General features: G+C 56.4%; 1 protein-coding gene. It reads right to left on the bottom strand.

The window, feature by feature from the left end; genetic code table 11:
• On the bottom strand, window positions 1-1,132 hold a 1,132-nt coding region (locus A0G03_RS17900), incomplete at both ends, for an Ig-like domain-containing protein (protein ID WP_145951823.1).

Below are 1,132 nucleotides of genomic sequence, written 5' to 3' on the forward strand. Positions count from 1 at the left end.
AACGCTCCAGGTCTTGCCATCGGTATTCACCGTGGTCTGGTAGGTTTCTGTGCCGACTTTAACGGTAATACTGTCGCCTGCTTTCACTTCATTGCCGACGTTACCCGTCACCGCGATCGTCTGACCCGATTCGGCTGCGTTAATCACGTTATCGGACGTCACATCGTCGATAGAGATCGATGCCACTGGCGCAACGGTATCGACACCGTAAGCGTGAGTAGAATTGGCCGTGGTGACATTGCCCGCCGCATCGCGCGTGGTGACCGTTGCACTGACATCACCATTCGCTGCCAGCACCGAACCCGGTACATTGACGCTCCAGGTCTTGCCATCGGTATTGACGGTGGTCTGGTAGGTCTCGGTGCCCACTTTTACCGTCACCGTATCACCGGCTTTCACTTCATTGCCGACGTTACCCGTCACCCCGATGGTCTGACCCGACTCGCTGGCATTAATGACGTTATCGGACGTAACGTTATCGATTGAGATTGACGCGGTTGGCGCAACGGTATCGACACCGTAAGCGTGAGTAGCATTGGCCGTGGTGACATTGCCCGCCGCATCGCGCGTGGTGACCGTTGCACTGACATCACCATTCGCTGCCAATACCGAGCCCGGAACGTTCACGCTCCAGGTCTTGCCGTCAGTATTCACCGTCGTCTGGTAGGTCTCGGTACCGACTTTTACCGTCACCGCATCACCCGCTTTGACGTCATTATCGACGCTACCGGTCACCCCGATGGTTTGACCCGATTCGGCTGCATTAATCACGTTGTCGCTGGTGACATTATCGATAGAGATAGAGGCAACTGGCGCCACCGTATCTACACCGTAAGCGTGATTGGTATTGGCGGTGGTCACGTTGCCTGCGGTATCGCGGGTAGTGACGGTCGCACTCACATCACCGTTCGCCGCTAATACGGAGCCCGGAACGTTGACGCTCCAGGTTTTGCCGTCCACATTCACCGTCGTCTGGTACGTCTCGGTACCGACTTTAACGGTCACCGCATCACCCGCTTTGACGTCGTCATCAACCTTACCGGTCACCGCGATGGTCTGACCGGATTCGCTGGCATTGATCACGTTATCGCTGGTGACATCGTCGATAGAGATCGACGCCGTTGGCGCAACT

This window comes from Pectobacterium peruviense (assembly GCF_002847345.1).
GTDB lineage: Bacteria > Pseudomonadota > Gammaproteobacteria > Enterobacterales > Enterobacteriaceae > Pectobacterium > Pectobacterium peruviense.